Origin of the sequence: Litoreibacter halocynthiae (genome assembly GCF_004365635.1) — a bacterium.
GTDB classification, from domain to species: Bacteria; Pseudomonadota; Alphaproteobacteria; order Rhodobacterales; family Rhodobacteraceae; genus Litoreibacter; species Litoreibacter halocynthiae.
Map to the genome: position 1 here is coordinate 1,297,902 of NZ_SOBH01000001.1, position 24,768 is coordinate 1,322,669.

The 24,768-nt window shown below is 58.0% G+C and carries 23 protein-coding genes and 1 tRNA gene; 12 read left to right on the plus strand and 12 right to left on the minus strand.

Going from position 1 to position 24,768, the window contains the following annotated elements:
- The first annotated feature begins 208 nt into the window (after positions 1-208).
- The 3 genes from BDE40_RS06255 (at position 209) to BDE40_RS06265 (ending at position 2,471) form a co-directional block, all read left to right on the plus strand.
- The gene (locus tag BDE40_RS06255) at positions 209-448 is read left to right on the plus strand and encodes a DUF1127 domain-containing protein (protein WP_246030369.1); all 240 of its coding nucleotides are present in this window, start codon (positions 209-211) and stop codon (positions 446-448) included.
- A gap of 67 nt (positions 449-515) precedes the next feature.
- Entirely contained in the window at positions 516-995 is a 480-nt protein-coding gene (locus BDE40_RS06260; protein ID WP_134013562.1) for a Dps family protein, read from the plus strand.
- A gap of 225 nt (positions 996-1,220) precedes the next feature.
- Positions 1,221-2,471, plus strand: a complete 1,251-nt coding sequence (locus BDE40_RS06265; protein WP_134013563.1) for an MFS transporter — start codon at positions 1,221-1,223, stop codon at positions 2,469-2,471.
- A gap of 64 nt (positions 2,472-2,535) precedes the next feature.
- Here BDE40_RS06265 and BDE40_RS06270 read toward each other — a convergent pair whose 3' ends face one another.
- From BDE40_RS06270 to rnk, 3 genes are read right to left on the minus strand one after another with little or no spacing between them, the layout of a single operon-like run.
- Complete coding sequence (locus BDE40_RS06270) at positions 2,536-3,795, minus strand: D-amino acid dehydrogenase (protein ID WP_134013564.1); 1,260 nt, start codon at positions 3,793-3,795, stop codon at positions 2,536-2,538.
- The gene (locus tag BDE40_RS18175) at positions 3,792-3,929 is read right to left on the minus strand and encodes a hypothetical protein (protein WP_162848034.1); all 138 of its coding nucleotides are present in this window, start codon (positions 3,927-3,929) and stop codon (positions 3,792-3,794) included. Before BDE40_RS18175 ends, BDE40_RS06270 begins: the two co-directional genes overlap by 4 nt.
- Entirely contained in the window at positions 3,926-4,357 is a 432-nt protein-coding gene (gene rnk, locus BDE40_RS06275) for a nucleoside diphosphate kinase regulator (RefSeq protein ID WP_134013565.1), read from the minus strand. Before rnk ends, BDE40_RS18175 begins: the two co-directional genes overlap by 4 nt.
- Positions 4,358-5,076: 719 nt before the next feature.
- On the opposite strand from rnk, the gene BDE40_RS06280 reads away from it, so the two are divergent.
- The 9 genes from BDE40_RS06280 (at position 5,077) to BDE40_RS06325 (ending at position 14,327) form a co-directional block, all read left to right on the plus strand.
- Positions 5,077-5,301: a DUF1127 domain-containing protein gene (locus BDE40_RS06280; RefSeq protein WP_162848035.1), complete on the plus strand. Its 225-nt coding sequence runs from the start codon at positions 5,077-5,079 to the stop codon at positions 5,299-5,301.
- A gap of 96 nt (positions 5,302-5,397) precedes the next feature.
- Positions 5,398-5,607: a hypothetical protein gene (locus tag BDE40_RS06285; RefSeq protein ID WP_134013567.1), complete on the plus strand. Its 210-nt coding sequence runs from the start codon at positions 5,398-5,400 to the stop codon at positions 5,605-5,607.
- Positions 5,608-5,670: 63 nt separating this feature from the next.
- Positions 5,671-6,558: a universal stress protein gene (locus BDE40_RS06290; RefSeq protein WP_134013568.1), complete on the plus strand. Its 888-nt coding sequence runs from the start codon at positions 5,671-5,673 to the stop codon at positions 6,556-6,558.
- A 490-nt stretch (positions 6,559-7,048) separates the two neighbouring features.
- Positions 7,049-8,698 (plus strand): serine hydrolase, encoded by a 1,650-nt coding sequence (locus tag BDE40_RS06300; RefSeq protein ID WP_211342402.1) that lies wholly within the window; start codon positions 7,049-7,051, stop codon positions 8,696-8,698.
- 14 nt (positions 8,699-8,712) lie between these two features.
- Complete coding sequence (locus BDE40_RS06305) at positions 8,713-9,267, plus strand: HdeD family acid-resistance protein (protein ID WP_211342403.1); 555 nt, start codon at positions 8,713-8,715, stop codon at positions 9,265-9,267.
- Between the two features lie 284 nt (positions 9,268-9,551).
- Positions 9,552-10,442, plus strand: a complete 891-nt coding sequence (locus BDE40_RS06310) for a DMT family transporter (RefSeq protein WP_246030370.1) — start codon at positions 9,552-9,554, stop codon at positions 10,440-10,442.
- 73 nt (positions 10,443-10,515) lie between these two features.
- Positions 10,516-11,607, plus strand: coding sequence for an HlyD family secretion protein (locus tag BDE40_RS06315; RefSeq protein ID WP_134013570.1), 1,092 nt, complete (start codon positions 10,516-10,518; stop codon positions 11,605-11,607).
- 9 nt (positions 11,608-11,616) lie between these two features.
- On the plus strand, positions 11,617-12,666 hold the full coding sequence (locus tag BDE40_RS06320; RefSeq protein WP_134013571.1) for an FUSC family protein: 1,050 nt from the start codon (positions 11,617-11,619) through the stop codon (positions 12,664-12,666).
- Positions 12,667-12,680: 14 nt separating this feature from the next.
- Positions 12,681-14,327: an alpha/beta hydrolase gene (locus BDE40_RS06325; RefSeq protein WP_134013572.1), complete on the plus strand. Its 1,647-nt coding sequence runs from the start codon at positions 12,681-12,683 to the stop codon at positions 14,325-14,327.
- Between the two features lie 202 nt (positions 14,328-14,529).
- Here BDE40_RS06325 and BDE40_RS06330 read toward each other — a convergent pair.
- From BDE40_RS06330 to BDE40_RS06370, 9 genes are all read right to left on the minus strand, one after another.
- Positions 14,530-14,619: transfer RNA gene (locus tag BDE40_RS06330), tRNA-Ser, on the minus strand.
- Positions 14,620-14,714: 95 nt separating this feature from the next.
- Entirely contained in the window at positions 14,715-15,428 is a 714-nt protein-coding gene (locus BDE40_RS06335; protein ID WP_134013573.1) for an alanyl-tRNA editing protein, read from the minus strand.
- A complete protein-coding gene (locus BDE40_RS06340) occupies positions 15,425-17,908 on the minus strand; it encodes a DUF3772 domain-containing protein (protein ID WP_134013574.1) in 2,484 nt (827 codons plus the stop codon). The genes BDE40_RS06335 and BDE40_RS06340 overlap by 4 nt, the downstream gene beginning before the upstream one ends.
- Positions 17,909-18,937 carry a cysteine synthase A gene (locus tag BDE40_RS06345; RefSeq protein ID WP_134013575.1) on the minus strand — a complete coding sequence of 343 codons (1,029 nt, stop codon included), beginning with the start codon at positions 18,935-18,937 and terminating at the stop codon, positions 17,909-17,911.
- Between the two features lie 54 nt (positions 18,938-18,991).
- Entirely contained in the window at positions 18,992-20,128 is a 1,137-nt protein-coding gene (locus tag BDE40_RS06350) for an NUDIX domain-containing protein (RefSeq protein ID WP_162848036.1), read from the minus strand.
- Positions 20,129-20,132: 4 nt separating this feature from the next.
- Positions 20,133-20,591, minus strand: coding sequence for a TrgA family protein (locus tag BDE40_RS06355; RefSeq protein ID WP_134013577.1), 459 nt, complete (start codon positions 20,589-20,591; stop codon positions 20,133-20,135).
- Positions 20,592-20,599: 8 nt separating this feature from the next.
- Positions 20,600-21,835, minus strand: a complete 1,236-nt coding sequence (locus BDE40_RS06360; RefSeq protein ID WP_134013578.1) for an SAM-dependent methyltransferase — start codon at positions 21,833-21,835, stop codon at positions 20,600-20,602.
- A gap of 104 nt (positions 21,836-21,939) precedes the next feature.
- A complete protein-coding gene (locus BDE40_RS06365) occupies positions 21,940-23,358 on the minus strand; it encodes a cryptochrome/photolyase family protein (protein ID WP_134013579.1) in 1,419 nt (472 codons plus the stop codon).
- Complete coding sequence (locus BDE40_RS06370) at positions 23,355-24,578, minus strand: aminotransferase class V-fold PLP-dependent enzyme (RefSeq protein ID WP_134013580.1); 1,224 nt, start codon at positions 24,576-24,578, stop codon at positions 23,355-23,357. Before BDE40_RS06370 ends, BDE40_RS06365 begins: the two co-directional genes overlap by 4 nt.
- Positions 24,579-24,768 lie beyond the last annotated feature (190 nt).

Sequence of the window (24,768 nt, forward strand, 5' to 3'; positions counted from 1 at the left end):
CGGGAAAGCTTCTGAACCGCCGGTAGCCCCGGGCGAGGCGGGCGATTGCGCCTGTCCACGCTCTGGGGTTTTCATGATCTTTCACCAATCAACTGATCTGACCGAAACGCCGTGTTGAACGGGCGGCGCGCCAGCTTGTGCATCACGCGCCCCGCAATATGCGGACGCGGCCGTTTCGATGTCAGTCACCTCGAAACCGGAGAATTACATGTCCATCTATATGACAAAACCAATGATCGCTTCCGCCACCCGCCCTGCTTTGTCGAACAGCGACACCAGCCTGTTGCGCCGTTTGCAACTTGCAGCATCCTTCTGGTGGCAACGGCACGCAACGGCAAACGCCCTGCATGGGCTAAGCGACAGAATGCTCGCAGACATCGGGCTTCAACGAAGCGACATCCCTCGTGTGGCAGCAGGGCAAAGCCGCCGCGACTTGCGGGCCGTCTGACGGGCAGTCGACGCTACCGCACCAACGATTACACCACCTCACCACTAACCGTAGAATTGGAGACACCATGACAACGACTTTGAAACAAAACCCGGCAACCGACACCGCAACAGCTGGCATCCGGAATGCGACGCCCGTCGCGGAGGCCTTGGCCGAGGTGCTGAACGATACCTACGCACTCATCATCAAGACCCACACTTACCACTGGAACGTCACCGGCCCGTTGTTTTTCGCCGTGCACAGCCTGACCGAGGAACAATACACCGATATGTTCGCCGCGGCAGACGTCATCGCCGAACGCATCAGAGCATTGAATATGATGGCGTCGGTAAACGTCACGGACACGAACAAGAGCGGCGGTGAGGCCCTGACTGCCGTCGAGATGGTCAAGGACCTCTTGTCCGACCACGAGAAACTGGCAGGCCGCATGCACACGCTGGTGGAGATCGCAGAAACCGAAAACGATCCCGCAACTGCGGATCTGGCGACCGAACGCGCTGCGTTCCACGAAAAGACGGCTTGGATGCTGCGTTCGCTGGCCGCCTGACGCCGAACCCTTGTGAAGGCAGACAGATCAGCCCCGGCTTGTCCGGGGCTTTTCTACGCGTAGTCTCCTGTGCAAGTGTTGCATACCGCTGCACCATGGCAAGACTACTACGACGGACATCTGAATTGTTCCGTTTTCAGATCAACAACATAAACGTCGAAGGGCAAAGTCACTCAAGCGTGGGCTGACCGCACCTCCCGGACGACAGAACTCGGAGCAACGATCATGGCACATAATCTACGTGAAATTCTCGTCTCCGTTAAAGCCCTTCTCGGCGGTACTGCCGCCTTCATGATCGGCAACAGCCTGCTCGGCGTGATCCTGCCGCTGCGCATGGAAGCCGCGAACTACCCTGTCGCGCTGACCGGCGCGATCATGGCGGCGTATTACCTTGGTCTGGCGCTTGGTGGCCTGCGCGGCAAACATGTGATTTTCCGGATTGGGCATATCCGCGCGTTCGCTGTTTTCGCCGCGCTGACGACCGCGACCACGCTGGCATACGCCGCCTTTTTCCATCCGGCCACGTGGCTGGTGTTTCGCGTTATCAACGGGTTCTGTATTGCCGGACTGACGGCCACCATCGAGAGTTGGCTGAACACGAGAAGTAGCAACGAGACGCGCGGACGCGTCCTGAGCTTCTACATGCTGACCTTTTATCTTGCGATTGCATCGGGGCAGACCTTGGTGAACCTTGCCGAGGTCAACACGCCCGACCTCTTCATGCTGGCCGCAGCGCTGATCGGGCTCTCGCTGGTTCCGGTCGCAATGACCAGTTTGGGCGAGCCCAACCTCAGCGAAAGCCGTGTGCTCAAGGTCAAAGACCTGTATTCGGCGTCGCCGGTTGGCGTGGTCGGCGCCGTGGTCGCGGGGCTGATGGTGGGATCCTTCTATGCACTGGGTGTCGTTTTTGCCCGCAGGATCGGGTTGAGCGTGACCGAAGCCGCCCTGTTCATGAGCACCGTGGTGCTTGGCGGCTTGGCCGCACAGATTCCCATGGGGGTACTGGCGGACCGGTTCGACCGGCGCATTGTGATGTCCGGTGCCTTGATTGCTGTAGGCGTTGCATGGGGGACGCTCGCCAGCTTCGTTGTATCCGGTTTGCCGTTCACGACTTTGCTGGTCATGGCAGTCGCGTTCGGAGGTGCTATGAGTAGCGTCTACCCGCTATGCGTCGCACAGACCTTCGACCGTCTGGAGCGCAAATACTACATCGCCGCGTCGGGACGTTTGCTGATGGTCTATTCTGTCGGCGCGACCATCGGTCCGCTACTCGCCGCGACACTGATGTCGATCTACGGGCCTTCCAGCTTCTTCCTGTTCGAATCTGCGGTGGCGATCCTTTACGCTATGTTCGTTTTGGTCAGCGTCGCCAAAAGGCCTTTTGTGTCCGAGGATCAGCAGGAACCATATGTGCCGCTTCCCGATGTGACACCTGTCGCCATGGCGCTCGATCCACGCACTGAGGACTGCGCGTGATGCTCTCAAGCAGGTAGAGGAGCGTTCAAAGATCGGGTGTTGTCGCGCCGCCCGATACGTAGGATCAGCGCGCGTATCTTGCGGCGGTAAGCCCGTCCATTGAAATCTCCGGCGTATTGCCGAGTACCACATCGGCGACAGCACGACTTGAGCCACAGGCCATCGTCCAGCCCAATGTCCCGTGCCCTGTGTTCAGGAACAGATTATCGTATTGGTTCGGCCCCAGCACAGGCGTTCCGTCGGGCGTCATGGGGCGCAGGCCGGTCCACCCTTCGGCGCGCGTTATATCGCCGCCCTTGGGGAACAGATCGCCAATTACGTGCTTCACGGTGTCGGTCGCATGCGGGCCGAGGCGGTTGGAATACCCTGCAATCTCCGCCTGCCCCGCCACGCGGATGCGGTCTCCCAGACGAGTGATCGCGACTTTGTGGGTTTCGTCCATGATAGTGGATTGCGGTGCAAACGCGTCATCCGTGACGGGCAGCGTCACGGAGTAGCCCTTCACCGGATAGACCGGCAACTTGATCCCGATCGGGCGCAGCACGTTCACCGCGTAGCTGCCCATCGCGCAGACATAGGCGTCCGCGGTAATGCGGCCCGCGATTTCAGTGTCGACACCGGCGATCTTGCCATCCTCGACCGCGATGGACTTGATCGACTGGCCATACTGAAACTCGACGCCCATCTCGACGCATTTCTCGGTCAAAGCGATGGTGAACATCCGGCAATCTCCGGTGCGGTCGGCTGTTAGGCGCAGGCCGCCCACGAACTTGTTGCGGACTTCGGCCAAGGCGGGCTCGACCTCGATGCAGGCGTCGCGGCCAAGCACGTCGTAGGGAGAGCCGTATTCAGACAAAATTTCCTGATCAGCCTTGGAAGCCTTCATCTGCTTGGCGGTCCGGAACAATTGCAAGGTGCCTTGCGCCCGCCCGTCATACTCCACGCCGGTTTCCGCAATCAGTTCCGGCATGACGTCCCGTGAATAGCTGGAGACGCGCACCATGCGGCCCTTGTTGATGCGGTAGCTTTCCTCGTTGCAGTTGCCGACCATCTGCGCACACCATTTCCACATGGTCGGGCTTATCAAAGGCCAGATGAACAGCGGCCGGCGTTTCATGAACATCCATTTAACGGCCTTCACGGGAATGCCGGGTGCCGCCCAGGGCGAGGTCATGCCGTAGCTTAGCTGGCCCGCATTGGCATAGCTCGTCTCCAGACCGGGACCGGTCTGACGGTCAATCACCACAACTTCCGCGCCTTGTTTGGCCAGGTAATATGCGGTGGTGACGCCAATGACGCCCGCGCCCATAACAACGACTTTCATGGCAGATGCCCCTCATTTGCAGTGCGTGGCAAAACAATCGCCCTGCCTGCAGTTAAAATATGCGTCTCGATGAGCACCATGGCACGGGAATGCTGCTCATCGAAATGTTTTGATGCCGCAAATGCAACTTTCACATTTGCTCTGTGCGGTGCTCAACTCCGATGATGGTCAACATGCGCCGCTGGTTACCACGCGTATCCCAATAGAAACTGGCCCCTTCGGCCAACCCTAGTAGGGCAACGCCGATAGGTGTCATCACCGAAACCCGAAGTCGGGTGATATCGGCCTCTTCAGGGTAGACCAGCGTCACCGATTTTTCCTGCCCGGTGGATTCATCACGATAGGTCACTGTGCTTCCCATGCCGACGACATTCTTTGGCATCTTCTGAGCAGGAACGATACGCGCCCGGCCGATCTCATTAAACAAGCGGTCAGCCAAGGCAGGGTGACGTTTCATCATTCCGTCGGCCAAGCCTTCCAGATGGTCCAGATCGTCCGCATTGATAACGATCTTGGGGTTACGTTGGGCGGATTTTTTTGCAGTCGAGACAGTCGCAGTCATTTCATGGACTCCTTGGATTTGCTCGCAAATTTGCTGAGGGTCTGACGGGAGCGGTTCGAGTGCTCGTCAAACGAATACACACCGCGTTTAAGTTCAGGAATGTAAGGAGGCCCCGGGGGTATGGCAGGCGCGAACGCGCCTAGACCGCCCGGGGAAACGGGCGGTTCAGCAGTAGAAATCGAAAATGATCTGCATGTACCATCATGACTTCGATTTATGTATCCGCGTCTCGTTAGTCAATCCTGAGGCGAAAACATTGGAGGCTTGAGCGCTTTGTGACCTAAATGGCCCAGAGTCATACCTGTTTCATCCAAAACCTGATATCCGCCCTCAACGGCATTGAAAGATTCAGCTGTGCATCCCATCTAAGAAGCATGATGTTCACCAGCTTCCATATGAGGTCCCTGCTTTTCGCAGGAAAAACCCTGAACCGCCGGTAGCCCCGGGCGGGGCGAGCCGTTTGTGCCGCTTCACGCCACGGGGTTCTTTCAGATCGTTTGATCTGCTTTAGACGACATCAGTTTTTGCACTGCCCAACGGCGAATTGCGATCAATTGCAGTCTGTCGCTACGGGACTTCAAAAACCGACGTCACGGCTTCAGTAACCTTATATCTGGAGGATGACATGCATCCCTTTCTTTCACATCGAAACTACATGACCCAGCATTTCAATGCGGCGGCAATGAATGCCAATCACCCCCCCCAAAAAGGGTGGGTTCATGCGACGCTGGTTGCGCGACGCCAACCAAAGTTGGAAGCGGCGCAAAATGATCGCAGCATTCGAGGCAATGGATGACTTTGTTCTCAATGACATCGGTATTCACCGAAGCGAGATCAAGCGGTTTGTAGAGAGCTTGGACAGCCGCGAGCTTGGGATGTCTCCGGTCGCTCCGGCATCAAAGGCGGCCTGTGATAATCTCGGCAATGTAAGACTGGTCGCCTGATTTAATCCTAGCCCCGATCGGTCGCGTCATTGATCGCTACTGACGCGACCGACCAAGTGAAAAACGAAAGACAACTTCATCAGAAGGAGCAAGACCATGATGATTTGCAAAGCTGACTTTGAAGAACTTTTCCCGCACGTGTTCGCCCCAAGGGAACAACCAGTGCATGACCTGTTGCTGAAGGGCGACCCGAAGCAGGCAAAGGCCGCACCGGAAGAAGGTCCAAATGTGTTAGCGCGCAAGCTGCCGTCGGGCGAAAAACCCGGCGCAGGTGCAGGTCAGGACCGACAGGCACAACACGTCTAGAGCCGTCGCAAACCATTTACTTGATCATTTCCAACATCCAGACTGCATTTGGGGGGCAAAGCCATGACACAAACCACAATTCTCGCTGCGATTGGGGAACTGCCGCAAGACGTCGCGGTTCTGGACCGTGCGTTGGAAGTTTCGACCGCCTCTCGAGCTGATTTGCACGTAGTTCACGTCCTCGACCTTCCAGGAAGCTCCGCACAGCTGGACGATCTGACCACCCTGCCCGGTCAGGCCGCTTTTGCGGCTCGTGACAAGATCCAGGCAGCACTGACAGAGCTGGGTGCAGACCTTTCCAGTACCAAGTTACATATTGTGTTGGGCTCGCATGCGCTTGCGCTGCTTGACCTCTGCCATGATCTGTCTCCCGACCTAATCGTTATGCGCGCGCACCAGAAGGTTAAAATCAGCGAAAAATTGCTTGGCTCAACAACAGATCGGGTCATCGCCGCCGGACATACCCCAGTGCTTGTGGTGAAACGTCCGGTAAAGCACCGCTACGGTCGCGCCGTCTTGGCGACCAACGGGACTGACAACGCGTTGGACCGATCTGCTTTCGTTTCCAACCTTCTACCCGAAGTCAAACTGCATGTGGTTCAGGCCGTGCAGATTCCTCCTCAGCTCAAAGAAGCCATGTTGCGCTTTGGATCCCGCACGAAAGATCTGACAAAGCACCGACGCAAATTGATCGAGGAGGCTGAAGATCATTTGCGTGACGTTAAAGCCCAGAGCCACGGGCGGGGAATGACCTCTCGCGTTTTGAAGGGCGATCCTTTGAGCGTCCTGACCCGTATGTGTCGTGATCAGGACTTCGATTTGATTGCCTTGGGACAAGGGCGAAGCAGTCTTGTCAGTCGGGCATTCATCGGCAGCGTCTCAAGGCGACTTTTGAGGGATGCGGTCTGTGATGTGCTGATCTGGTGCCCGAAGCACGGCACAATTAATTGACCACGACTTTGGAGTTTCCATTCTAAACAAAAAAGAGATCAGAGCGCCAAACGCGGATAATTTCGCCGTTGTCTACCCAAGATGGGCAATGCAGTCGGTAGCCGGTGCTTGTAGAATCTGGAACACGGTGCATATTCAAATCAGACAAGCAGGTTATCCTGCAGATGGCAGCAAAATTCCAAACTGACCGTTGAAGACTGCAGCGATGGCGTCGCCGTGGTTCGAAAATCACCGAAGTGCCAACTTTGGTTAATTGTCCTGAACGCCCGGATATCAGTCCTTGGGACATCAATTTGGGCGATCCGAAGGACATGGCGAACGCCGCGCTGTTTTTGTGCTCACCTGCCGCGGCATGGGTCATTGATAAGATACTGACGGTTTCGGGAGGGACTGTTCAGGAACCGTTTTAACACCGCGCATTTTCAGGCAACTGCGCGCGTACTTCACCCTAAGCACTGCGACGATACTTAACCGATTTAAGGAGACTGTAATGAGAAAAGCGATATGCACGGCGCTGGCCGCATCTCTGACATTTGGAGGAGCCACAATGGCGCAGGAATCCAAACCGCTTTCAGCACAGGCATCGAACCCGGTAACGATGGGTTGGATGCAAGGATTCCCACCAGCAGCGGACAAGACAATCCGGTTTACCGACCCTGACTACTTCGCGTTCCCAAAACTGCGCTGGACAGTCTGTCACTTTCGCGAACTGATGCCGTCGACCGGCGTGAATAACGGCTCGGGCAAGGTTAGCCCCCTGCCCGCTGATATTGACGCGGGTATCAATGCCGTCGAGTTCACCCCGCTTGATGGCGGTGACCCGATGACGTGGGACGCGGCCTTCGATACAAACTACACCGACGGAATTCTGGTTCTGCATAAAGGCCGCATTGTTTATGAACGCTATGACGGCTGCCTGGATGAAAACACCCTGCACGGCGCGATGTCTGTCACCAAAAGCCTGACCGGTCTGATGGCCGAAGTGCTGGTCGCCGAAGGCAAGCTGGATGAAACCGCCCCGATCGCGGATATTATCCCGGAACTGGCAGGCAGCGCCTTCGGCGATGCGACGGTGCAGCAGGTCTTGGAAATGACCACGGCGCTGGACTACTCCGAAGACTACTCTGATCCCGATGCTGAAGTCTGGACCTACGCCGAGGCTGGCAGCCCCTTGCCCAAGCCGGAAGGATATGATGGCCCCCGCAGCTATTTCGAATATCTGCAAACGGTGCAGAAGAACGACGCCGAACATGGCGACGCCTTTGGCTACAAAACCGTCAACTCCGATGCGGCAGGCTGGTTGATTGCCCGAACCACGGGCGTTTCGGCGGCGGAGTATCTATCAAAGCGTATCTGGTCTCGCATCGGTGCGGAGCGCGAGGCGTTTTATACCGTCGACTCCATCGGCACCCCCTTTGCCGGCGGCGGTTTCAACGCCACTCTGCGCGATTTGGGCCGCTTCGGTCAGTTGATACTGAACGAAGGCGCGTGGAACGGGGAGCAGATCATCCCCGCAAAAGCCATCGCACGGATCCGCGAAGGAGGCAGTAAAGACACGTTTGCAAAGGCTGGTTATGACCTGTTGCCGGGCTGGAGTTATCGCGGGATGTGGTGGGTCAGCCATGACGATCACGGCTCGTTCGCAGCACGTGGCGTGCATGGCCAGACGATCTGGATTGATCCAACCGCTGACATGGTGATCGTCCGCTTTGCCTCGAACCCCGTCGCCGGAAACGCGGCAAGCGACCCGACGTCCCTGCCCGCTTACCGCGCCGTTGCCGACTACCTGATGGCGCAGGAATCGAGCCCTAAACTTTCGGGCCGCGAGTGGTTTATCGAGGACATTGGCGGCAAGGGTGTGATCGACAACAGCCCTGCCAGTCTGTTGTTTCTGCCGGATGGCGGCCTTGCGGGGAACGCATCCTGTAACCGGTTGGTTGCAAGCTACATTCTGGATGGCGAGGCTCTGAGCATCGGAATGGCGGGGACGACCATGATGATGTGCGCGCCAGCACTGATGGAGCAAGAAGCGCGTTTGATGGAAGCCTTGTCGACCGTCGAAGGTTACACGATTGATAAAACTGGCGCGCTGCTACTTAGCGCTACAGATGGCGTGGTGATTACCGCACGCAGAAGATAGGAAAGGACCGTAAAATGAATGATCTGACAATGATGCTTTCGCGATATTGGTGGGTGCTGGCAGTCCGCGGCGTTGGTGCAATCCTTTTTGGCATCGCCGCGTTCCTATGGCCTGATCTGACACTCGCCATTCTGGTGATGCTGCTCGGTGCCTATATTCTGTTCGACGGGATTATCGGCATTGTAGATTCGATCCGGTATCGTGAGACCCTGAGCAATTGGTGGCTTCTGCTGATCGAGGGCCTGCTTGGTGCAGCCATTGGCGCGATTACGCTGCTCATGCCGGGTATCACCGCTTACGTACTGCTGATGTTTGTCGCCGCGTGGTCGATTGTTGGCGGGGTCTTACGTATCGCTGCCGCCATCCGGCTAAGAGACCACATACAAGGCGAGTGGTTGCTCGTCGCAGGTGGACTTCTCTCGATACTGTTCGGGCTGGCTCTGATCGTCATGCCTCACGCAGGGATACTCTCACTGACATGGCTGATCGGCTTCTGGGCCATTGTAGTCGGTGTGGTGTTCATCTTTCTGGCTTTGCGTCTGCGCAAAGTGGGGAAGGAAGGACAGTAAGCACGATGTTTGTAGGAATGCTTTTTGGATAAGGCATTCCTGTTCTGCATAGCAGCTATTCTGGGCGAAGGAGTTGACCTAGGTCGGCCCATGGAATAGCGGACGGATACGGATAGGCCCGCGATGGCGTCGCGCGTAGTTTCTGTAATCACCTTTATCCTGAACGCCCGGATTTAGATCACCTCTGCCTTGAGGTGATCCTGAATTGTTGAGGACTTAAGATGTTGCAGAGCCCCACATTACATCCTTTGCAGATCACGGCCCCCGCACGACCAAATGCTGGGATGCTCTATATGATCGCAGCCATGCTATTGCTGCCAGTAGGCGACACGTTCGCCAAACTGATCAGCGAGACGTTGAACCCTGTCGGGGTGACGATGTGCCGTGTTCTGGCACAAGCATTGCTTCTGGTCCCGATCGCATTTTTCCTGCGTCATCGCCTCAGAGGCGCAATGTTCTCGCCCGTCTTAGCGCTGTCCGGTATTTTGCTTATTATTTCACTTACCAGCCTCATCAGCGCATTCGCTGTCATGCCAATTGCCACAGCAATCGCAATCTTCTTTGTAGAGCCGTTGATTCTGACGCTTCTTGCGGGATTTTTGTTAGGCGAAACAGCGGGCCCACGGCGTTTGATCGCGGTTGGTATCGGCTTGGTCGGTGCGCTGATCGTGATCCGCCCCGGCTTCTCGACATATGGCTGGGTGACAATTTTGCCGCTGATTTCGGCCGTGGCCTATGCGCTGAACATGATCCTTCTCAAAAAAGCAACCGTCACACGGTCTGCACTGACAGTTCAATGTGGCACCACGGTTTATGCGGCGGTTGGTCTTGTTTTGCTTTCTATGGCTCTAAGCTTCACACCAATGACCGGCTTCGTTCCCTCCACGGCGGACACATCTACGTGGCTTCTTGTCTTATGTGCCGGCGCGGTTGCCGCGATCAGCTTTGTGATGATCGCCGAAGCGTACCGCACCGCCGATGCCACGGCCCTAGCGCCATTCCAGTATCTTGAGATCATGACCGCCACGGCTTTGGGCTTTCTGGTCTTTGGCGATTTCCCGGATGCTTTGACAGGCGTAGGCATTGCGATCATTCTGGGTTCAGGCATCTATATTTTCCACCGCGAGGGGCAGTCGGACACATCCGCGCCGCGCCGCAAAAGAGCAGGACGGTAAGGTTTGATCGCACTTCCACGACAAGCCAGCGGCTGTAATTGAACTCAATGAAATATCGAGAAGAGGAACTGTGATGAGTGACGTAGACGATACTGCCGCAAAGAATCCCGCTGCGAAGATCGCGACTATTGTGATCGTGCTTTTGCTCGCAATGGTCGTTCTTTACGCGATGACAGACCGGATGGCTCCATCCTCCTCGCGCGGGATCGTCTCGGCGCATGTGGTGCAGATCGCACCACGGGTCTCAGGCGAAGTCACAAGGGTTCACATCGCTGATGATGCGGTTGTTCAAGCTGGTGATCCGCTTTTTTCGCTCGATCCACGCCCCTTGGAATTGGCGCTCCAACAGGCTGAAGCAAACTTGACTTCAACGATCCAGAACATCGATGCGTCTGGCGCGTCGCTTGTGGCTGCACAAGCTGCGGTAACGCAAGCTCGGTCGGCGCTTGAGACAACCCGCGTTCAATCCGAGAGAACCTTCAGGCTGGAAGAGCGGGGCCTTGCGACGACATCCGCAGGCGACACGGCACGAGGCCAAGTCGCAGACGCAGAAACAAGATTGGCAGCAGCCGAAGCCAATTTGGAAAGTGCGCGCACGCAACTCGGGTCTCAAGGGAATGACAACCCGGCTATTGCTGCTGCGCAGGCACAGCTGGAGCGTGCGCAATATGATCTGAACTCTGCGACGGTGCTGGCACCGCATTTAGGCGTCGTCACGAATGTGCTGCTCGCTGAAGGCCAGTTTATCGGTGCAGGCAATCCGGCGCTGACATTCATCGACGCGGACGCTGCGTGGGTCACCGTCGATCTGCGTGAGAACCAACTTCAAAATGTTCAGGCTGACGATAAGGTCGGACTGCTGTTCGACGCCGTGCCGGGCCAGATATTTGATGGCCGGGTGCAGAGCATCGCGTGGGGCATCAACCCCGGTCGCAACATCCAAGGTGGCCTTGTGGTAAACCAACCGTCAAACCGCTGGTTCGAGCCTGCGCGCCGTATACCGGTACGGGTTGAATTGGTGGACGGGATGGAAGCCTGGCCTGCCAATGTGCGCGTTGGTGGTAAGGTTCATGCAGTTGTCTATGCAAGCGGTAAGGGCAATCCCATTGCGTGGCTGTCTGGTGCGTTTCAGCGGATTCAATCTTTAACCAGTTACCTACATTAGGCGCACATCATGTATGTGACCCCCCGCCCCAACGTAAACGAAGACCCTCTCTACGCGGTGCGTCTTGCGCTGACAGGCATGCTCGCCTATGCGGCGGTGCCAATTCTGGACCCTGCCTTGCCACCAATCATTGCCGCGTTGCCGCTGGGATTGATTGCTGCACAGAGAAAAGCGTTCAATCCCGCAAAGATCATCGCGGCTCCGGTTGTGATGATTGTCATGGTTTATGCGACGACATGGTTTGTTGAGCAGTTGCGCCCGATGCCGCTGGTATATGTCGGCACCATGTGGCTGGTTTATTTTGTCGCATTCCGCATGATCCTGAAAACAGGTGCGGCAATGGGCATGCTGATCATCATTGTAGCTCTGTTGATGTCGATCATGGGGATGCACGGCACCGCAACGCTCGAGACAATGCGCGATGGGTTCGCGCAAGCGTCAGTGGTGGCACTGGTGGTCGGGTTGTTGGTCTACATCCTTCTGCCTGCACGAACCAAAGAGATACATGTGGACGAGCCGGTACCCACCACGGGGAACCTTGAAATCGGCGCTGCAATTCGCGCCACCGTTCTGATTGGTCTCAGCTTTTGGCTTTATTCAGTCATGCAACCTTCAGACATGATGATGGCGATGGTTGCCGCGATGGTCATCGTGTTCCCGACAGGCACGCGGGTCTGGGATGAAGCCTTTCAGCGCATTCGCGCCACGCTTTATGGTGCCGTGGTGGCATTGCTGATTTTGTGGCTGTTTACATTCTCTGCACATCTGTCGATAGTCCTTGGCTTGATTTTCCTGTCAGGGCTGTTTTTCGGAACAAAGATGCTCAATGGGCCGCATCCCAGCATGGTCTATCAGTATGCGTTTTCAGTCACTCTGGCACTGGTTGCAGGTGCCTTGTCTACGCAAGACCCTGCATATGCCACCTTCACACGTATCGTATTGACGCTCGTGGGGGCCTTTACTGCTGCATTTACCGTTGCCGGGCTGGACATGCTGACACAATGGCGGGGAAGTCCCACCACAGACCGGTCATCCGCGTCCGAAATGGCGCGGGGATAGGGCAAGACATGCGCATGATAAAAGGTACTGGGCTGGCAGTATTGCCGCTTTTGTTGGGGCTGTTGTTCCTTGCCGCGTCTTTGACACCCTCTCTTATTCCACGCGAATGGCTGGTTCAGGGGGTGCTGGGTGGTTTGGTCATGGCGCTTGGCTATCTGATCGGGCGGATCATCATGGGCCTGTGGTGGGTTATGGAACTTCCCACTTTGCAAGAACGCGCAGCCCTGATTTTTTACGCGATCCTGACCCTACCTGTCATCGTCGTGGTCATAATCTGCCTTGGAAAAGCCGACGACTGGCAAAACGGTATCCGGTCCCGCATGGGGATGGACACCGTCGACAGCAGCGAGACTATCCGGATGCTACTGGTCGCCGCGGTTGTGTTCGCTGTTCTGGTTTTGGTCGGTGCTCTGCTGCGAGTCGCATTCGATTACCTGAGGCATCGGCTCTATCGCTTCATGCCTGCTCGGACGGCAAATATTGCAGGCTTCTTGTTGACGGTTTTCATCGTGGTCGTTGTCACCCGTGATGGCGTGCTGGACAAGGTGATCGCCAATCTCGACAAATCAGTGACGGTTGCACAGCACTTGTTTGATACGGCACCACCTGCTCCGTCCGGTGCGGGGATCGCTGGGGGCAAGAGTTCCCTGATAGCCTGGGGTGCGATGGGACAACCGGGCCGGGACTATGTCACAACGGGCCCGAGTGCCGCTGCAATTAGCCAATTTACGGGACGCGAAGCCCTGCAACCGATCCGTGTCTATGCTGGATTGGCGCAAGCCGAGACGCCGCAGGAGCGCGCTGATATCGCCTTGGCAGAACTAAAACGCCTTGGTGGTTTTGACCGGAAGGTTCTGATCGTCGCTTTGCCGACAGGTACCGGATGGCTGGATCCGGGTGCGGTCGACACGGTGGAATACATGCATGGCGGGGATATAGCGACAATTGCCGTGCAATACTCATACCTGCAATCCCCGTTGGCCCTGATTTTGGAAACGCGCTCGGGGCTGGATCAAGCTCGCGAATTGATCTCAACAGTTCACAGCTATTGGAAGACGCTGCCGAGGCGGACGAGACCGAAATTATACATTCACGGCCTGAGCCTTGGCGCATGGGCGTCTATGCATGGCACAGGATTGTTTGCCCTTCTCGATGACCCCATCAACGGCGCGCTCTGGGCAGGTCCGCCCTTCCCCTCTGCCATGTGGAACGGAATCAACGCAGAACGAACTCCTGACAGCCCTTATGTGCGGCCAACTATCGGCGACGGCCAGTTGGTACGTTTTGCGTCTCACACCAATGATGCAGGGGGGCCAGCAGGCTGGGGTGATATGCGGCTGGTCTTTCTGCAATACTCAAGTGATCCGATAGTCTTTTACGAAGCGGCCTCGGTGTTTCGAGCGCCTGAATGGATGCGGGAACCCGCTGCGGTTGATGTCTCCCCCGATATGATATTCATCCCGATCGTTACGCAGTTCCAACTTGCGGTCGACATGGCACTGGCAAATTCTGCGCCAGATGGGCATGGTCACGCCTATTATGGCCCCGACTATGTCCGGCCTTGGGTTGCAGTTACGGATCCTGACAATTGGACCGATGCAGACAGCACGAGATTAGCCGCTCACTGTGATGGCGGTTTTCACCAGGGGTGCAGAAATTAAAACCAGATGTCTTACGGGGCATGACGATCCAGCGTGAACTCATACAACGCCACCTTGAAATGCCGCAAGTCAAACCACCCAAGGAACGAATATTGCCGCAATCGAATGAATCTCAACAACGATAAGAGCTGTCTCTATGGCTTCGTAAATCAGTAAAAATGATTATCGAAGGCGGTTAATTCAAATTTTTAAAAGGGGGTGGTGGCGGACAGACAGGGATTCGAACCCTGGAGACGGTCTCCCGCCTACACACTTTCCAGGCGTGCGCCTTCGACCACTCGGCCACCTGTCCGTGGCGCAGGGTGTAGCCAAAAGCACAGGGGAAGCGCAAGGGGCAATTCCGCTCTTTTCAAGAAGAGTTAAGCGTCGCAGTGCAACCGCATCACACTAGCTTTCCAGATGCAGGTGTACCCGTCTGTTGTTGCGGCCCTTGTTTTCGATTTTGCCAATCCGAACAGGGCCAATTTCCGCGCTGCACGCCACATGGGTGCCGCCACAGGGCTGCAGGTCGATTTGTTCAACTTCATCCCCGATACGAACCAGACGCACGCGCCCTGCCCCTTTGGGCGGCTGCACGGACATGGTTTTGACAAGGCCGGGATTGGCCTCAAGTTCCGCATCCGTGATCCATTGGTCCGAGACCACCAGGTCACGCGCAATCAGCGCGTTCAGCTCCTGTTCAAGCGCGGCCTTGTCTTCGGGCGGCTCGGGCATGTCAAAATCCAGCCGGCCTTTCTCGGTGCCGATCTGGCCACCTGTCACACCAAGCGGGATCACCACCGACAACAGATGCAACGCGGTGTGCACGCGCATATGCGCATGGCGGCGGTCCCAGTCGAGGATTTGGGTTACCTGCGTGCCGGTCTCCGGCATCGGGTCGCCTTCCTGCACGATCAGCACAACCTCGTCGCCTGTGCCTTTTCGCGTGTCCACAATGGCGCAACTTGCACCCGCCCAGTCCAGTCGCCCAATGTCACCCGGCTGTCCGCCACCCGTGGGGTAGAACAACGCACGATCCAAGAACACGCCTTGCGCGGTGACGGCAGTGACTGTTGCTGTGGCCTCTTTCAGATAGGCATCGTCGCGAAATAACAGGCTCACAACTTTGGTCCCTGCTTTGGTCCCTGCTTTGGCGCCGGTTTCTCGGTGGCAGGTTTCTTGGCTGCTGACTTCTTCGCCTCTGGCTTCTTCTCCGCAGGTTCCTTCTCCGCGGACGCTTGCAGCGCTTCGGGGTTGCGCAGCCAGACGTCACGCTGTGCGAAGGGTATCTCGATCCCCTCTTCGGCGAAGCGGCGTGCAATCTCGTGGTTCATCTCGGATGGCACATGGGTCACATAGTTCACGTCGCGGATAATCGCGCGGATCTCGAAGTCCAGCGAATCCGCGCCAAAGCCGCGGAACAGCACGCTGGGCGGCGGGTTCAGAATTACCAGCGGTTCGGCTTCCGCGATCTCGCGCAAAATCCGCTCGACCCGTTTGGTGTCCGTGCCATAAGCCACGCCGACCGAGACGATAATCCGTCCCGTCAGGTTGCCCTTGGTCCAGTTCGTCACCGAAGTCGAAATCAGGTCCGCGTTGGGCACGATCACGTCGCGGCGATCAAAGGTCTCGACCCGCGTCGCCCGCACCGAGATGTCGCGCACCACGCCCATGGTGCCCCCAACCTCGATCCAGTCGCCCTCGGAAATCGGGCGCTCAATCAACAAGATGATGCCGGACACGAAGTTCGACACGATCGTTTGCAGCCCGAAACCGATACCAACAGACAACGCACCAGCGACAATCGCCAGGGAGGACAGGTCAATCCCTGCGCTGGTGATGGCAATCAACGCCGCGAGGAAGATACCAATATAGCCCGTTCCGGCCACAATGGCGTTGCGCCCGCCCGTGTCGAGTTCGGTGCGCGGAAGTACCTGCGTGCGCAGCGTGCCTTGCATCAGGCGGGTCAGGCCGTAGCCTGCCGCGAAGATCACCGCGAACGTCAGGAAATCAACAGGCGAGATGCGGCTGTCACCCAACTGCACGCCCGACGCCACCATCGCCCACGCCTCGCTCAGATCGGTGACGCGTGCGCCCCAGATCAACGCCAATAGCGGAAGCGAGCACAAGGTCAGGGCGAAGCCGATCAGCACCGGAATGAGCCCGCTGCTGCCTGCCTCTTCACCGCGGATCATCGAGTAGATGTCGCGCACAAGTCTTTGCAGGATCGCGACACCCGCCATCACCGCAAGGGTCAGATAGGTGGAATACACCAGCACGTTGCCCGCATAGGTGTAGCCAATTATCGCCAGCAAGGGGCCAACAATGGCCACGATGCGCGCCGCGCGGCCAAGGAACCGAAGAACAATCCCGTTGGGGCCGTCCGGCCCTATGTTTTGCTCCTCGGCGTCGCTGGCTTCAGCCGACTGGACCTGTGCCGCCTTCGCCGAAACCACCATCAATGTTGCGATGCGATACAAGAACAGTCCCGCAAGTATGATCACCGGCAGGCCAAGAACCGATGCGGCGGTCTCCGTCAGCAGATCGGTCAACAACAGCCCCCCGATCGCCGCATTGGCAGCAATGAACAGACCTGCGAAGTTGATCAGCACGCGAATTTGCAGACCTTGACCCTCAGCCAATACCAGCAACGGATGCGGTGGATAAGCAGGAGGTGCAATCTGGCGGGCAAGCCAGCGTGCCACATAGATGATGATAATCACGGCTGACAGGATTTCCAGAACCGCGTCGCCAGCGACACCGCTCAACTCGCTTTGGTCAGCGGCTTCAAGGATCAGCGTCAACCCGACAATCGGTAAGATGAGCGAGGCAAGCGAAATCAGGAACACGCCTACCCGAACACGGGCGCGACTTGCGTGGCGGCTGTCACGCAGCTTGGCCAGACCGCGCTCGACCCATGCGCCGCCACGGACGACAAAAATCACCCCCGTCACCAGCAAAACAAGGATCAGGGGCAAGCTGCCTTTCAAGGTTTCGTAGCGTTTCGCCGAGGCCAGATTGGACTTCACCTCAGTGACAACCTTAGCCCCGACCTCCGCCACCGACAGTATGGCACCGGACCATAGCGCAGGGTTCAAGGGGGTGGGATTCAGTTTCAGAATCTGGTTTGTCTGGCGGTCCCGCACGCTGCTATCGAGCCGCGAAATAAGGCCGTCGGCCCGCGTATAGGCTTCCTCGGCGCGTCGGATCGGGGCCGTCGCAGTATCAAGCTCCGTTGTCAGTTCCGTACGTCGGCTGGCGATCTCTTCGGGCTCGCTTTCCCCTTCGGCGGGCAAAGGACCCAAAGCGCTGATCTGGCTTTTGAGTGTGGATATGCGATCCTTGTTTACGCTTTGACGGCGCAAAAACACCTCGCGCCACGAGGCAAGCTGCTCACGCAGGGATTGCAGCCCCTCGACCGAGGCGCGGTCCTGCACCAGCACCTCGTCAGCACGTGTTGCATCACGCTCCCACGCCTCATAATCCGGCGCGCCACTTTTGGTCGTAACCGCCTGCGCCAACACAGGACCCTGTCCCGCGACGACGCCAAAACACAAGGTAAGCGCGACAAGAAAGGCGCGCAGTAACGTCAAACGGGCCATCTATTCGAACACGCTTGGCATGGGCTGCGGCGCACGCGCCAGCCATTCGGGGAATGGCAGCCCCTTCTCTTTCAGGAACTCCGGATTCCACAACTTCGACTGATACCGCGTGCCGTAGTCGCACAGGATGGTCACGATGGTGTGGCCCGGCCCCATGTCTTTCGCCAGACGGATCGCGCCTGCGATATTGATACCGGACGAGGCCCCCAGACACAGCCCTTCATGTTGCAGCGTATCGAACACAATCGGCAGCGCCTCTTCGTCGGGGATTTGGTAATTGTAGTCCGGTGTCAGCCCTTCAAGGTTCTTGGTGATGCGCACCTGACCGATCCCTTCGGCGATGGAGCCGCCATCCATGGTCAGCTCCCCCTTGGTGTACCAGTCATAGAGAGCGGCCCCCATCGGGTCCGCCAAACCGATCTTCACGCCCTTTGGCTGCAACGCCATGGCGATCCCCGCCAAGGTGCCACCAGAGCCGACGGCGCAGATGAAGCCGTCAACCTTGCCGCCGGTTTGCTCCCAAATCTCCGGACCTGTGGTCTCGATATGGGCCTGACGGTTGGCCACATTGTCAAACTGGTTCGCCCAGATCGCGCCGTTCGGCTCGGTTTCGTTCAGCTTCTTGGCCAAACGCTCCGAGTAGCGCACGAAATTGTTCGGTTTGCGGTAAGGTGCGGCTGGCACTTCCACCAGCTCCGCACCTGCAAGGCGCAGCATGTCTTTCTTTTCCTGACTTTGCGTCTCTGGAATGACGATCACGGTCTTGAACCCCATCGACGCGCCGACCAGTGCAAGGCCGATGCCCGTGTTGCCCGCCGTGCCTTCGACGATCGTACCACCGGGCTTCAACGCGCCAGAGGCAATAGCGTCGCGAATGATGTACAACGCAGGGCGGTCCTTGACCGACTGGCCGGGGTTCATGAATTCGGCTTTGCCCAGTATTTCGCAGCCCGTCGCCTCGCTGGCGGCGTTCAATCGGATAAGGGGCGTGTTGCCCACCAACTCGGCTAGGTTTTTCTTGATAGCCATCTGCGAAACTCCTGTTCAGCGCTTGCCCTTTGATAGGCATCGCACGGGGCGAACTCAAGCAGGTGTTGCGTCCGCGCGCAGCCTTGTGCGTTCACGATCCAGACAAAAGGCGCAAATCAAAAGCGGCCCGTTTTGGACCTCTCCGCTGCGCACAGCGTCCATCAATGTTGCAAAGGGGATCACCATCGACCGGATGTCCTCGTCTTCGGCATCCAAACCGCCGAGCCCCGCCGCATCGTCCGGCAGGTCTGCCAGCCCGATAAAGCAATATAGATACTCGCTGAGCGCCCCGGGTGACGGGTAGTAATTTGCCGCTGGCACCAAATCTGACAGATGCAGTCCCGTTTCTTCCTCCGCCTCGCGATGAGCGGCAATCTCGGGACTTTCGCCCCCGTCAATACGTCCGGCCACCGCTTCAAGGCACCACGGGTTCAGATCACCGCGGGCAAAGGGCGCGGGGCGAAACTGCTCGATCAGCAAAACGGTGTCGCGCACCGGATCATAGGGCAGCACCACAACCGCATCGACCGCGACGAACACCTCGCGCTCCACAAGGTTTGTTCCGCCATCAAATCGGGTATGGCGCAGCGTCAATTCGTCCAACGCAAAGAACCGCGAATAGGGCCGGTTCTGCGCGACCACCTCGACCGCGTCGCGAGACGGTCCTTTTCGCAAGGTCACCGGAGGCGCATCATTCCGCGCGTTCACACGCGCCTGCGCCCGCGCCCGGATCGGTCCAAGTTTCCGCACCAAATCGGCAATCGCTATTTTGCCGAACAGGTCCATAATTTCGTGGGCCGCCTCGCGGGTCACCGCGCCCATGGTTTGCTGCCAATACGCAAGGCTCCATGGCGCGCCCTTGCCATACTGGTTGTCAGTCGGCGTGTAGAGACGCGCGCGCTGCCCGTCCGCCAGCACTACCGGCACCAGCTCGTATCCATAGGGGGCTTCGTAATAGTCCAGCCGTGCAACCTGCTCGTCCGTCAGGTTCTTCAACAGCAACCCTTCGGCTTGCGCACCTTCGCACGGCAACAACAGCGGGAATGTCTCGCCTGCCGCGGTAAACACGCGGTGATCGGCCAGCGCCACGGGTTGCGCATCTGCCACAGCGCCCAGCACGATTTCCAGAAGTTCGGGGTCTGTCAGGGTGCCAAAAAGGACGATGTCGTCGGTGGCTGCGATTATGTTCACGCCGTCACTCAAACTTGCGATGCGCCCATTCAGAGGCAACCCCCCCGAAGAACCCACCGATGACCAGAACCGCCAACACAAACGGGTTCAGCAATAACAGTCCGTAATCGAGCATCAATGCGAAAACGTCCACCAAGGCCTCCATCGGGCCGTCATATTGCAAGCGGCGGGATTTCTTGATCATCAAAGCTACCGCGAAGATGAAGGTGACAGAAACCGTAGATACAACAACGACATAGAGGCCATTATTCATGCTGGCGCCGTAGTTTTTACCCACCAGTTTTCCCATGATACGCCAGCCGACAATCAGCGGAATACCGACGCAGATCGGCAGCAGCCATTTTAGCGGTTGCCCCTCTGGAAGCGTTGGTCTGATCAGTTCTGCCACTAAGTAACCCGTGATCGCAAAAATGACTCCGGCAACAAGTTTGGCGGCTGTGGGCATCTTGGCAGTGGTGGTCATTGTAGAAACTACTCGGTTTTTTTCATGGTGATCTGCGTCACATCGCAGTTTCCACTCCAAAACGTAGCGGCGCAAGAGGTCAGATAGAAATTCCACATGTTTCTAAAGCGTTGGTCAAACCCCAATTCTTCCACCTTGTCCCATCGGGCGTTGAACGTCTCATGCCACAGGCGCAGGGTTTTCGAGTAACTTTCCCCGAACTCGATGGAGCCCACGACCTCCAGCCCTGCCCGCTCCACCTGCGCGCGCAGCACGGACGGGCACGGCAACATGCCGCCCGGAAAGATGTATTTCTGGATGAAGTCCACCTGACGGTTATAGACCTCCCAACGGCGGTCCTCGACGGTGATGATCTGCAAGGTCGCGCATTTGCCGGGCTTGAGGCGGTCGCGGATGGTGTCGAAATAGACCGGCCAGTATTTCTCGCCTACCGCCTCAAACATCTCGATGCTGGCGATGCCGTCATACTGCCCGCGCTCGTCGCGGTAGTCCTGCATTTTGATCTCGACCAGATCGCGCAGCCCCGCCTTAGCAACCCGTTCCACAGCATAGTCATGCTGTTCCTGACTGATCGTCAGCCCCGTGACCCTGATCCCCTCGCGCGCCGCGTGTTCCGCGAACCCGCCCCAGCCGCAGCCGATCTCCAGCACATGGTCGCCCGCCTTTGCGCCCATCTGGTCCAGCATGGAGGCGTATTTGGCCTGCTGCGCCTCCTCTAGGCTCTCGTCACCTTTGAACAGGGCCGAGCTGTAGGTCATCGACGGGTCCAGCCACAGCGCGTAGAACTCGTTGCCCAGATCGTAGTGGTAGCTGATATTCTTGCGTGCCTGCTCCTTGGAGTTCCGCTGCATCCAGAACCGCATCTTCTCATAGGCCCGCACCAGTCCGAGGCCGGGGAAGCCGTCATAGACCTCCTCGTTATCGGCATGCATCAAATCCATGAAAGCTTGCAGGTCGGGCGTGGTCCACCAGCCGTCCAGATAGGCGTCGCAAAAACCCAGATCGCCTTCACGGATCAAGCGGGCGAACAGGTCGTTGTTGTGAATGTCGATCTCGGCTGAAATGCCCGCCTCACGCCCTTCAGCGCGGAACACGCGGCCATCGGGCAGCTTCATATCCAATCGCCCCGCGCGCATCTTCTGAGCGGTGGCAAAAGCCTGTGGAAAATAGCGCGGAAGCGCGTGCTGTCCTTGCGTGCTCGTCAACACATCCTGTGTCAGCACATCGCCAGTGAGAACATTCATGCCCTGCCTCCCTAACTAAGCATATTCATGAATTTTGACAGATAGCGCGAAATTTCTCAAGTAAAGCAAAGCGGTCGTGTTTTTCCGTGAATGCCGTGCGCTGCTTATCCCTTGCGTTGCTGATAGGCGTCCAGCGCACGCTGCCGCCCCTCATCCAACGCAACCACGGGCTTGGGATAGTCGTCAGTGATCGCCATATTCCACGACTTCGGAATGGCTTTGAAGTAATCCTCCGCCTCCTCACCGTGATCCTTGAACAACTCCCCCAGATAGCGCGCACGGTAGCTGCGGTCGTTGTCAAACTTCTCGGCCTGCGTCGCGGGATTGAACACGCGAAAATAGGGCGTCGCGTCCGGGCCGGAGCCCGCAGACCACTGCCATCCCATTGCATTTGAAGCCGGATCCCAATCGATCAGGCAATCGTCAAACCACGCCTGCCCGACCTTCCAATGGGTCATCAGGTGCTTGGTCAGATAAGAGGCCACGATCATCCGCCCGCGATTGTGCATGTAGCCGGTGACATACATCTCCCGCATCGCAGCATCGACCAACTGGATCCCCGTGCGGCCCTGTTTCCACGCTTTGATCTCGGCGGCGCGTTCATCGTCCTTCCACGGGAAAGCATCCCATTCCTCGCGCCAGTTTTTGTCCATTATGCGCGGAGTGTGATAGGCCAGATGGTAGGCAAATTCCCGCCAGACCAGCTCTTTCAGAAAGGTCTCTGCGCCCGACTTTCCCTCATGCACCGCCCGCCAACCAGCGTGCCAGCAGCGGCGGGGGGAAATCTCGCCATAGGTCAGGTTCTCCGACAGCATCGAGGTGCCGCGCACCGCCATCTGGTCGCGGGCGTCTTTGTATCCGTCAATGCGATCGCGGATGAAGGTGGCCAGTCGGGTGGATGCGGCGTCTTCACCGACGACCACATGCTTGGCGACGATATCCGCGCCGCGCCACATCGCAGCCCCCATCTGCCAGTCGTCAATCTTTTCTGACGCGGGCCATGAATTTGGCGCGCATAGTTCGCTCACCGCCGAAATGTCCGCTGCAAGGCCCGTTCCGCGTACCGATTTCCACATCGGGCTGAAGACCCGATAAAATCCACCGGTTTTGGTTTCCACCGTCCACGGCTCGAACAGGACATGGCCTTTGAAGCTTTGCGCGTCGATGCCGTCGTCTTTCAACGCTTCCTTCACGCCTGTGTCTCGCGCGATGGCGTCAGGGTCATAGGCCCGCGACCACCATACGGCCCCTGCCCCCGTCTCCTTCACCAAGTCACGCAGCACGTCCAGCGCCTTGCCGCGTCGCAGGACCAGCTTGGAGCCGATGCCCTCCAGCGTCTTTGCAAAATGCTCCACCCCCAGCCCCAGCCGCCATTTGGGCGCGGCGCCGTGGGTCTCGACCACTTCGTCGTGGATGAACACAGGGATCACGGGGCGACCCGTGGCGGCGGCGGCACTCAGGCCTTCATGGTCGCCCAACCGCAGATCGCGGCGGAACCAGAACAGAATTGGTGTATCACTCATAAAACCTGATCTAGTGCGTCTATCAGCCGGTCAACCTCTGGCTTCGAGGTATAGTGCACAAAAGACAACCGCAGCACGCCGCGGTCCATGTCGACGCCCATCGCCTCCAACGCGCGGCCCGCGTAGAAATCGCCACCACCCGCCATGATACCGTGCGGTGCCAGTTGCGCCGCTGCTTCCTCTGCGTTCGCTTGCAAGGCCAGTGCAACGGTCGGTGCGCGTGAGGCCGCCTTGTCCGGCCCGATCAACCGCACGGAGTTCTTGGCCGACGCGTAGTCCAGCAGCGGCTGCAACATCTCATGCTCATGCGCCTGCATCAGGTCATGCACGGCAGCGCCTTTGGCCGCAGGGGCAGCATCACCGCCGATATGGTGGTCATACAAAGCGTCGATATAGTCCGCCATGCCCGCGCTGGCCGCAACTTGCGCGTGGTCCGGACCCGCTGGGGTGAACCGCTTATACAGGCTGGCTTCGTTGAAATGGTGGCCCTGGTTCGGCAGTTTCATCCCCAGATCGCGGCGGATCACCATGATACCCTGATGAGGCCCGTAGGTTTTGTAGGCCGAGAACAGGTAGATATCCGCCCCCAGTTTACCCACATCCGGCAACCCGTGCGGCGCGTAGGAGACGCCGTCGACGCAGGCCACCGCCCCCGCCTGATGCACTTGGGCGCAGATGGCGGCGACGTCGTTGATCTCTCCCACCACGTTGGAGCAATGCGAGAACGCCACCAACCGCACCTTGTTGTCCAAGAGGTTTGCCAGATCAGCAGGGTCCAGATGGCCAGTGTCAGGGTTGATCCTCCACTCGCGCACCTCGAACCCGCGCTCGGCCAAACGCCGCCACGGGCCGGAATTGGCCTCATGGTCTTGATTGGTCACGATGATCGCGTCGCCCGGTTTCATCCACTGGGCAAAGGCCTGCGCCAGAACGTAAGTGTTCTGCGTGGTCGACGGCCCGAAGGACAGCTCGTCCGTGTCGACGCCCAGAATAGCTGATAGCCGCGTCCGCGCCTCGTCCATCTCCGCGCCGCCAAGGGTCGACGCCTCGTAAGGCGCATAGGGTTGAACCTTGCGCTCTGTGTAGAAGCGGTAGAGCCGGTCGATCACTGGGCGACAGGTATAGGACCCGCCGGCATTTTCAAAGAAGGCCTGCCCCTTCAAAGGGGCCGCGTCGAAAGCCGGGAATTGCGCCCGCACGAATTCAATATCAAGTTTCATTGGGCGATCTTGGCCCGTCGGTTAACCCCACGCAAGCACCCAATCTGTCGCCAACAGACAGAATCGCATCGCTTTCAGACGTTGCGGCATTCTGTCACCTGCTTAGGCTTCGCCCATGACCCGTCCGAGAAGGACGGGAAGACGGGGCATACAGACTTTCGAAATATAACGAACAGCATGCCCCGCCCAA

Bases quoted from the DNA above. Each gene is read 5' to 3' on its own strand.
- BDE40_RS06280 (WP_162848035.1), top strand. From the start codon at position 5,077: ATGCGACGCTGGTTGCGCGACGCCAACCAAAGTTGGAAGCGGCGCAAA.
- BDE40_RS06360 (WP_134013578.1), bottom strand. From the start codon at position 21,835: ATGAATGTTCTCACTGGCGATGTGCTGACACAGGATGTGTTGACGAGC.
- BDE40_RS06365 (WP_134013579.1), bottom strand. From the start codon at position 23,358: ATGAGTGATACACCAATTCTGTTCTGGTTCCGCCGCGATCTGCGGTTG.
- BDE40_RS06370 (WP_134013580.1), bottom strand. From the start codon at position 24,578: ATGAAACTTGATATTGAATTCGTGCGGGCGCAATTCCCGGCTTTCGAC.
- BDE40_RS06325 (WP_134013572.1), top strand. From the start codon at position 12,681: ATGATAAAAGGTACTGGGCTGGCAGTATTGCCGCTTTTGTTGGGGCTG.
- rnk (WP_134013565.1), bottom strand. From the start codon at position 4,357: ATGACTGCGACTGTCTCGACTGCAAAAAAATCCGCCCAACGTAACCCC.
- BDE40_RS06345 (WP_134013575.1), bottom strand. From the start codon at position 18,937: ATGGCTATCAAGAAAAACCTAGCCGAGTTGGTGGGCAACACGCCCCTT.
- BDE40_RS06340 (WP_134013574.1), bottom strand. From the start codon at position 17,908: ATGGCCCGTTTGACGTTACTGCGCGCCTTTCTTGTCGCGCTTACCTTG.
- BDE40_RS06315 (WP_134013570.1), top strand. From the start codon at position 10,516: ATGAGTGACGTAGACGATACTGCCGCAAAGAATCCCGCTGCGAAGATC.
- BDE40_RS06320 (WP_134013571.1), top strand. From the start codon at position 11,617: ATGTATGTGACCCCCCGCCCCAACGTAAACGAAGACCCTCTCTACGCG.
- BDE40_RS06355 (WP_134013577.1), bottom strand. From the start codon at position 20,591: ATGACCACCACTGCCAAGATGCCCACAGCCGCCAAACTTGTTGCCGGA.
- BDE40_RS06290 (WP_134013568.1), top strand. From the start codon at position 5,671: ATGACACAAACCACAATTCTCGCTGCGATTGGGGAACTGCCGCAAGAC.
- BDE40_RS06285 (WP_134013567.1), top strand. From the start codon at position 5,398: ATGATGATTTGCAAAGCTGACTTTGAAGAACTTTTCCCGCACGTGTTC.
- BDE40_RS06305 (WP_211342403.1), top strand. From the start codon at position 8,713: ATGAATGATCTGACAATGATGCTTTCGCGATATTGGTGGGTGCTGGCA.
- BDE40_RS06310 (WP_246030370.1), top strand. From the start codon at position 9,552: ATGCTCTATATGATCGCAGCCATGCTATTGCTGCCAGTAGGCGACACG.
- BDE40_RS06300 (WP_211342402.1), top strand. From the start codon at position 7,049: ATGAGAAAAGCGATATGCACGGCGCTGGCCGCATCTCTGACATTTGGA.
- BDE40_RS06255 (WP_246030369.1), top strand. From the start codon at position 209: ATGTCCATCTATATGACAAAACCAATGATCGCTTCCGCCACCCGCCCT.
- BDE40_RS06270 (WP_134013564.1), bottom strand. From the start codon at position 3,795: ATGAAAGTCGTTGTTATGGGCGCGGGCGTCATTGGCGTCACCACCGCA.
- BDE40_RS06260 (WP_134013562.1), top strand. From the start codon at position 516: ATGACAACGACTTTGAAACAAAACCCGGCAACCGACACCGCAACAGCT.
- BDE40_RS06265 (WP_134013563.1), top strand. From the start codon at position 1,221: ATGGCACATAATCTACGTGAAATTCTCGTCTCCGTTAAAGCCCTTCTC.